The following is a 7707-nucleotide window of genomic DNA, read 5'->3' on the forward strand; positions in this document are numbered from 1 at the left end:
CGAAGGAACGGGAAGACAGTTAATTGCGCATTGGAGAGAAGCGGAAACGGCTTATATTGAGCAATTAGCGAAAGAATATATTCCGAATTTTGAACGTGCTAATGTAGGTTCACATAAGTACATGAAAGTTCGTCAATACAAGGAATATGCAGAAGCGAAGTCAACTATTGAAAACCAGGTACAAGAAAAAGAAACAGAGTTACAAACGATTGATCATGATTTAAAAAATGTTGAAGAAAAAACAAATGAATTACAAGTAATCAAAAAAAGTTTGGAAAGTGATGTTACTGATAAGCAAAAAGAATTAGACAGAGTGAAACAACAAGTAGATGGTGAAAATGAAAAGCTCCAGTTAATTGGCCAGCGTAATATAGAGTTAGAAAAAAGAGTAAAACAAATGCAAAAAGAATTAGATAGTGCTACAGATCAAGTGCCAAATGAACCTGTTAAAATTCCATTCTTACATAAGGAAGTAGTAGTAGAAGTACAGGATAAAATGTTTGGAAAAGCTGAAATCACGAAGAAACAAACAAGAAATTATGTGTTATCACCAGAACAATATCAAGAATTAACAAAGCAAGTGAATGCAGCCGTCATTATTAAAAAAGATTATGAGCGTTTGAGAGAAATGGATTTTGTGAAAGAGAATGAAAGTTTAAAAGTCCATGCAGAGGGATGGATGAAAGAAAATCGAACGTTGAAACAAGAAAAAGGTAAGTTGCAAAAAGAAGTTAGTGTATTAAATAGAGAAATTAGCTCATTAAAAGCCCATATAAAGGACTTACAGACGAACATAAGAGTTTTATATATACAAACGAAAAAAGTTTTTAAAGAGCAATTTAAGGCGTTTAGAGAGATTGTTAAAAATGAATTGGGTAGCAAGGGAGTAGATAATCAATTTGAACGTGAACATAAGAGAGAAATGAGCAGGCATCAAGATTTCAATAGGGAAAGATAGGAGTAATAGAAAATGTAATAGATCTTCATGAATGGGAAGAAAATGAAAAGAGTATTGAATGTTGTGTTTTTGCAAGAGATGAAAAGCTTTAACAAGGTGTTTCATGTTATTATAGAGAAAGACGTATACACGCGAAAAACCGCCCCAGCTTTGGCCGGCGAGGCGGTTTTTCATAATAAGGTTGGAACCAACCATTTATATATTCTATATACATTCTAACATATAAAAGTTGATTCCTTCCACTAAGGGAGAGAATTATTTTATGACAAAAGTTGTAGATTTTGGACAAGCTGAAAAAAAAGCGAAATTAAGAGATAGTAAGATTGATAGTATTTATGACCAGTTGCAAGCCGGTGGTTACTCAGAAGAAGAGAAAAGAATGCTCTTGCAGTTATTAAGTAAAACAACCGGTGGAGATGAGTATTTCATAGGAAAAAAGAAAAAACCTACAGATCGGGTGAGGTTTGTGCAAATTATAATGGACAATATGGAATATTTAAATCGTATTGGCTATTTTACGAATGCGGAGCAAGCGTTTTTATTGCAAATTTCTTCTTATTTGGAATTTAAAACTAATGTAATCATTGAAAAGGGTAATAGTAATGAAATTGAAACTAATGCAGCAACACCTAGTTATTTAGCTGAAAAGTTTGGTAAAACAAGGGAAAGTGTTTCTAAAACAATGAATTCTTTATTAAAAAAAGGGGTTTTAGGTGTTGCAGAAGCAGGAATGACAACTGATGATGGCAGAACTTGTACTAGTCGTACATGGTTTGTAAATCCGAATATTATGTGTTGTTCTCCAAAAGATAGTGTTGATCGAGCAACTCAACATATTTTTAAAAAGTCACTTAGAAATTTTAAAGTCAGTGGAGATAATAAAAAACATAAATTGCCAGTTTACTTATTTTAGATGTCAATTTTACTATTGACATCTTTTTTTTTGTTGTTTTTACCATTTTTTAGGTGTGAAAAAAAATTCACACAGGTGTGAAAAAAAATTCACACCCTATGTCTTATAAACCCTTGATACTACTGACTTTCTTCACTTTTCTCTTCTCACTCTTATATTTATAGCTAAAAGTTCCGCAAGGAACGGGTCGTATTTTTGAGAAAAACACTCAAAAATCTCCACCCTCACAATAAAAAAAGTCGGTTCGTTTATCCTCACCTAAAAGCTAATGCTTTTTCTTTTTTTTATTATGTCCTTGCAAAACTTTTTTCGGCTGTTTTTTAGCTTTCGCCAAGCCGAACAGACCAAAAACGAGATTAAGTTGCTCGACTTGGAACAGCAATTATATCAGCCGAACCGCTTAGATCTTCCGTTCATAATATTTCTCTTTTTCTATATATATTAACGCTATGTGGGGGCTAGCCCCCACACCCCCAGCCAGCACTCACACCCAAAAACAAGTAATACATACACTAATTCTTATTTACTTTCATTTTTTATTAAGACGGTAAAAAATGAAAAAGGTGTGTGAAAACATGGAAGAATTAAATCAAGTTTTAAATAGTACTGAAAAAATTCAATTAGATACTGAAAATACTTCAGAAGTACAACAATTATTAGATTGTTCTACCCCTTGTCAAAATGTTATAAACACTTCAGGAACAATTAGATTAACAGCTGGTACGAGTAATCCTTCATCAGTTATTTTTCCAGAACCATTAAATGTTGGTGATACTTTTCCTGTTATTACAGATCCGTTTTATTTAAGATTTAATGTTGCTCAATGTGATGCATTAGCATCTGTCACTACTCCTTGTGGTGTTATAGAATGTAATGTTTCTGTATCTCAAATTTCTGTAATTGGAAATTTACCATTTTATTTTGAATTTCCGGCTGAATTTTTCCCATGTACAGGTCCAAGAACAGATTTTAGTGCGTATTTAAATGATGTTGTACAATTAAATAATGTTCTTTGCTATAACTGTGATGGATCTTTACCTATACTATGTGATAATGGACTTTCACAGGTAAATGGTACAGCGACTTTAGTAAGAATTCGTCGAGATAATTCTTATATATATTTTGATTTTGATGTAGAGATTGTTTTACCTGGTTGCTAAAAAAATAAAAAGCATTTATCTGAAAAAGATAAATGCTTTTTATTTGAGATCTAATTGGGGTACCGCTAGTATTTCGGAAAATAACCACGCTAAGCAAAAATAAAATAAGTTATTAAAAGTGAAATTTAACTCGAAAATATCTAATTTTATCAGTTGTTGAATGTCTGAAAAAAATCAAACCAATGATATTGTTAAGATTTTTTGGTAACTTCTTGCTGTGATGACTATCATAGTGACTTTTTCTCCAGCAACCACTATTAGTGGCTAGTTACCATAAGGACTTATTTTTGAAATTTGCTATTTTTTAGAAATTATGTTAATCTAAGAATGACCTATTTTTGTTCGGTTTGGGATTAAGAATAAATTTTGTTTTTCGTCTAAGGTATTTGAGCAAGGGTAGTAACACATGTGTGGGTATCCATACTAGGAGGCAACAATTATGGAACAAGGTAAAGTAAAATGGTTTAATGCAGACAAAGGTTTTGGATTCATCGAGCGTGAAGGTGGAGAAGACGTATTCGTACATTTCTCAGCTATCCAAATCGACGGTTTCAAATCTTTAGACGAAGGACAACGTGTAACGTTTGGAGTAGAACAAGGACAACGTGGCGCACAAGCTACTAATGTGCAAATAGCTTAATATTAGCTGATGAAAGACCCTCTTGTAGGGTCTTTTTTTGATTTTGTTACAATATTCCGAATACAACTTTTTTAAGGGGATTTGGGGTGCTTAACTTTTAATGAAAAAGAAGACGTTAGAAATCATAATTTTAGCATTATGGGGTACCGCCAACAAAACGCGAATTTTGTACGCTAAGCAAAAAAAAAAAACAATAAGCTGTCCAAGTGGACAGCTTATTTACATAATTTTCGTTATCAGAAGTTGATTAACATCAGCTTATTCGTCTTATGAAATAGAAAACTAAGGAGGACAAAGTAATAGGAAGACTAAATTTAATAAAATCCATTATGGAATAAGATACATATCCTCTAGATAATCCAATGTACATTAAATATGTATAGGAAACACCTAACAATATAAACAGGGGAATCCCAATACTTAATTTATAACTTCTTTTTATTTTTCTATAAAAGAATTCCCCTAGTAAACAGCCTATAAGTACAGGTATACTCCCATACATGATGTAAAGAATAGCTATCGACCAGAGGGAACCCCATGATTCCGCCATACCCTCAGGGTTAATTATAAAATCCAAACTAGATGTAAATATAGAAAAAAATATAAGACATACTAAATAACTAACTATAAATTTTTTCATTGCTATCCCCCATATAATTCATAATGCTATCTTCATTATATGACAGTTACCTCTACCTTATATAGACAAAATGTAATATGTATATCGTATTCATGTAAGGTTAACATAACGTCCCATTATCGGTAGCAAATAAAAAAGCAAAATCCTTTTATATAAAAGGATTTTGCTTTTTTATTTGCTTATACTCTATGCATTATTTTATACATTCTTGATATAGCAAGATTTTTAGGTCTACAAATGTTCTGTATTAGTACAAAAATCTGTATAGAATTCTGTATAAAAAAGCTTCTTTATTTCCAAAATTTCCACCAATGTTGTTTATTTTCTACAGTAGGAGCAACTAGTTGTTTAGTCTCTTGAATAGATCGTATGTTTTGTAATAGTTGTTTATCTCTTTCTTGTAACAATTGTTCATGGTGTTTTTGGTACATTTGTATATCATCTTTCAATGTTTGAAATTCTTTTTGAGTTCGTTGTAATTCTTCTCTCATGGATTGAAGTTCTTTTGTTATCTCTTCGCGTTCCTCATGCAATAATTCGCGTAACAAATTATTATTGTTTTCGCGTTCCAATATTTTTTTATCTCTTGTAATAAGCAAAGATTGGGAATCCATTGGATCATGGGACGTTCTACTCGTGTTCCACTTTTCATTATTTATGGTTATTGCTACGGTTTTAGCAGCATCTGTCTTGTTATAACCGGCATCTTTCATTAGTGTTTGAAATTGTTTTAAAGCTTTTATATCTTTTGAAGTAAAGGTTCGATACTCACGATTGCTTTTAGGATCACGAACTTTTACAAAAGTGTATTCATGTTTTTCTAATTCTAAACACCATTTACGTAAATAGCTTTCACTAATACTTAACATTTCTGCTATTTCTTTGGTTAAGAAAACCGGGAGTGGCTCGGACTGTATACCATTCCGCGTTTCATTAGGCATTCTTCCTCACGCTCCTCTTAATGTTCTAATTAACGTTCTTAAAGTTACATTATACATGATAAAACGAAATGTTTTTAAATATGAAATTAATTTGTTAGAGAAAGATATTTTATACATTTTATTTTATGAAAAATGGTGTGATATTTTTTTATTGATGTCATATGGTTTATCTGGTGCATTTATTAGTTATGATAAGAGTTTTTTGGAGGTGAATTATGTTAAATAAAAAAAAATGGAGAGGTCTTATACTAGATGAATTGTTAAGTGCTGCTGTATTAGATCCAGATTTGGTTGGTCCTACATTACCACCTATTCCATCTTTTACTTTGCCAACGGGACCAACGGGACCAACAGGTTTAACGGGACCAACAGGATCAACGGGACCAACAGGTTTAACGGGACCAACAGGATCAACGGGACCAACAGGACCAACAGGACCAACGGGACCAACAGGACCAACAGGACCAACGGGACCAACAGGACCAACAGGACCAACAGGACCAACAGGACCAACGGGACCAACAGGGCCAACAGGATCAACGGGACCAACAGGACCAACGGGACCAACAGGACCAACAGGACCAACAGGACCAACAGGACCAACAGGACCAACAGGACCAACAGGACCAACAGGACCAACAGGACCAACAGGACCAACAGGACCAACAGGACCAACAGGACCAACGGGACCAACAGGACCAACAGGACCAACAGGCCAACAGGATCAACAGGATCAACAGGATCAACAGGACCAACAGGACCAACAGGACCAACGGGACCAACGGGACCAACCAACAGGATCAACGGGACCAATTACCGTCGCTACTAATGCTAGGTTTGTTAATGGTGGATCTCAACTTGTTAATGCTGATTCAGCTATTCCTTTGTTAACTAATGATTTATTAAATGGAACAGATATTACTCATGTATTAGGTTCAGGAGATGTTACACTTCAACCAGGTGTTTATTATGCTAGTTATCAGACTGCAGTTATTATTCCTACACCACCTGGGAATGCTGCAATAGGTCTATATTTGAATAATGTTAGAATTACAGGAACAAATATTGAGTTTGATAATATTACTGATGGTGGTCTTAAAAATTTATCAGCAGGAGCTGTATTTGCGGTAGGAATTGGTGGAGGAACGCTTCAAATTCGTAATACTGCAACTATAACAATAAATTTTAATGGAACTATGCTGAGTTTGATAAAGTTGACCTAGCTAATTCATTTAGGTGTTTAACCAAGCGTTAAACCCTTTATCCTCTCGTTTTCGCATTGCTCGTGAAACGCTCAATTTGGGTGTTTAACCAAGCGTTGAAACCTTTGTCCTCTCGTTTTCGCATTTATCGTGAAACGCTTTCGCGTTTTTCGTGCGCCGCTTCATATATCATTCTGAAATTTGGTATTTACAGATATATTGTTAAGTCGAATATATCAAAAGAAGAAGGCTGTTTGTTTTTATAACAGTTTTCTTCTTTTATTTGTAGTTTTTCTAGATTCTTTTATTTTTTAATAGTATTACCAATTATAAGAAATAAATAGTTGTTAAGGTTATATGTCAACGGTAAGCGGACGAGCAGAGCAAAGCGAAGTGAAGGAGCATTAAGGAGTTGACATATTCACTACACCAAGACCCTCTTGGTTGGTCAAAACGGTTACCGATTTGACCTGCCTACCGGCGAGGGAGCCCCTCAAGGAGTTTGAGGGGTTGGGGAGTTTGAATGATGGGGCTGGGGAAAGGTTCCCCAGTGGGTTTGGGCAAAGCCCAAGGTTTGTTTTTGCCATGCATAGCATGGCTCGGTGAAGCCGACAAGCGTCGCAGACCCCTATCGATTTTGATGCGTTAGCGTCAAAATAAGTATAGGGTTACGTTAATTGACATCATTTCGTCGCTTTGCTAGACTGATGGTATCAATTAATCTAGGGGAAGTGGTGGCACTTTATGTTGGGTTCTATCTCATTTAATCAATCCTACCAAAGTTCATTGAGTCATAATAATAGAGAAAATATGCATGGGAATCCTGGCATTGATCCAGCCAGGTTACACGAGAATATTTACTTTGTTCAAAAGGATATCCGAAGTGTATACAAGGATGTCTTTCAAGAAGCGGTGGACAAGTATAACGAAAAACAAAAACGGAATGACCGTAAAATTGATGACTACTATGACAAAATACATAAAGAAGATAAGACGCATGAACAACGAGAACTGGTTGTAGCGATTGGGGAAGGAAAAGATGACCCAAAGTATAGGGAAGTCAAAAAGGAAGCGTTAAAACAGTATGCAGAGGCGTTTCAAGAGAGAAATCCAAACCTAGCGGTTTATAACATGGTTTTACATGATGATGAAGCGAATCCGCATTTACATATTAACTATGTACCGAATTTCGAAAGTAGTCGAGGATTAACGAGGCGTGTCGGAATGGATAGAGCTTTGCAGCAACAAGGTGT

The 7707-nt window shown here is 34.7% G+C and carries 8 protein-coding genes; 6 read left to right on the plus strand and 2 right to left on the minus strand.

Annotated elements, in window-relative coordinates; translation table 11 throughout:
* The 4 genes from MHB70_RS30940 to MHB70_RS30955 form a co-directional block, all read left to right on the plus strand.
* On the plus strand, positions 1-958 hold a 958-nt coding region (locus tag MHB70_RS30940; RefSeq protein ID WP_341343753.1), incomplete at its 5' end, for a mobilization protein.
* A 262-nt stretch (positions 959-1220) separates the two neighbouring features.
* Positions 1221-1871, plus strand: coding sequence for a hypothetical protein (locus tag MHB70_RS30945; protein ID WP_061530606.1), 651 nt, complete (start codon positions 1221-1223; stop codon positions 1869-1871).
* Positions 1872-2446: 575 nt separating this feature from the next.
* On the plus strand, positions 2447-3031 hold the full coding sequence (locus MHB70_RS30950; RefSeq protein WP_061530605.1) for a hypothetical protein: 585 nt from the start codon (positions 2447-2449) through the stop codon (positions 3029-3031).
* A gap of 439 nt (positions 3032-3470) precedes the next feature.
* A complete protein-coding gene (locus tag MHB70_RS30955) occupies positions 3471-3671 on the plus strand; it encodes a cold-shock protein (protein ID WP_000434815.1) in 201 nt (66 codons plus the stop codon).
* A 253-nt stretch (positions 3672-3924) separates the two neighbouring features.
* Here MHB70_RS30955 and MHB70_RS30960 read toward each other — a convergent pair whose 3' ends face one another.
* Both MHB70_RS30960 and MHB70_RS30965 read right to left on the minus strand, forming a co-directional pair.
* The gene (locus tag MHB70_RS30960; protein WP_061530604.1) at positions 3925-4311 is read right to left on the minus strand and encodes a hypothetical protein; all 387 of its coding nucleotides are present in this window, start codon (positions 4309-4311) and stop codon (positions 3925-3927) included.
* A gap of 290 nt (positions 4312-4601) precedes the next feature.
* Complete coding sequence (locus MHB70_RS30965) at positions 4602-5252, minus strand: DUF3967 domain-containing protein (RefSeq protein WP_061530603.1); 651 nt, start codon at positions 5250-5252, stop codon at positions 4602-4604.
* A 215-nt stretch (positions 5253-5467) separates the two neighbouring features.
* On the opposite strand from MHB70_RS30965, the gene MHB70_RS30970 reads away from it, so the two are divergent.
* Together MHB70_RS30970 and MHB70_RS30975 are read left to right on the plus strand one after the other, a co-directional pair.
* The gene (locus MHB70_RS30970) at positions 5468-6475 is read left to right on the plus strand and encodes an exosporium leader peptide-containing protein (protein ID WP_341343754.1); all 1008 of its coding nucleotides are present in this window, start codon (positions 5468-5470) and stop codon (positions 6473-6475) included.
* Positions 6476-7198: 723 nt separating this feature from the next.
* Positions 7199-7707, plus strand: a 509-nt coding sequence (locus tag MHB70_RS30975) for a plasmid recombination protein (protein ID WP_341343755.1), incomplete at its 3' end; no start/stop codon positions are given.

Source organism: Bacillus sp. FSL M7-1020 (genome assembly GCF_038050415.1).
Taxonomy (GTDB): Bacteria; Bacillota; Bacilli; order Bacillales; family Bacillaceae_G; genus Bacillus_A; species Bacillus_A toyonensis.

Bases quoted from the DNA above. Each gene is read 5' to 3' on its own strand.
- MHB70_RS30950 (WP_061530605.1), top strand. From the start codon at position 2,447: ATGGAAGAATTAAATCAAGTTTTAAATAGTACTGAAAAAATTCAATTA.
- MHB70_RS30955 (WP_000434815.1), top strand. From the start codon at position 3,471: ATGGAACAAGGTAAAGTAAAATGGTTTAATGCAGACAAAGGTTTTGGA.
- MHB70_RS30960 (WP_061530604.1), bottom strand. From the start codon at position 4,311: ATGAAAAAATTTATAGTTAGTTATTTAGTATGTCTTATATTTTTTTCT.
- MHB70_RS30945 (WP_061530606.1), top strand. From the start codon at position 1,221: ATGACAAAAGTTGTAGATTTTGGACAAGCTGAAAAAAAAGCGAAATTA.
- MHB70_RS30965 (WP_061530603.1), bottom strand. From the start codon at position 5,252: ATGCCTAATGAAACGCGGAATGGTATACAGTCCGAGCCACTCCCGGTT.
- MHB70_RS30970 (WP_341343754.1), top strand. From the start codon at position 5,468: ATGTTAAATAAAAAAAAATGGAGAGGTCTTATACTAGATGAATTGTTA.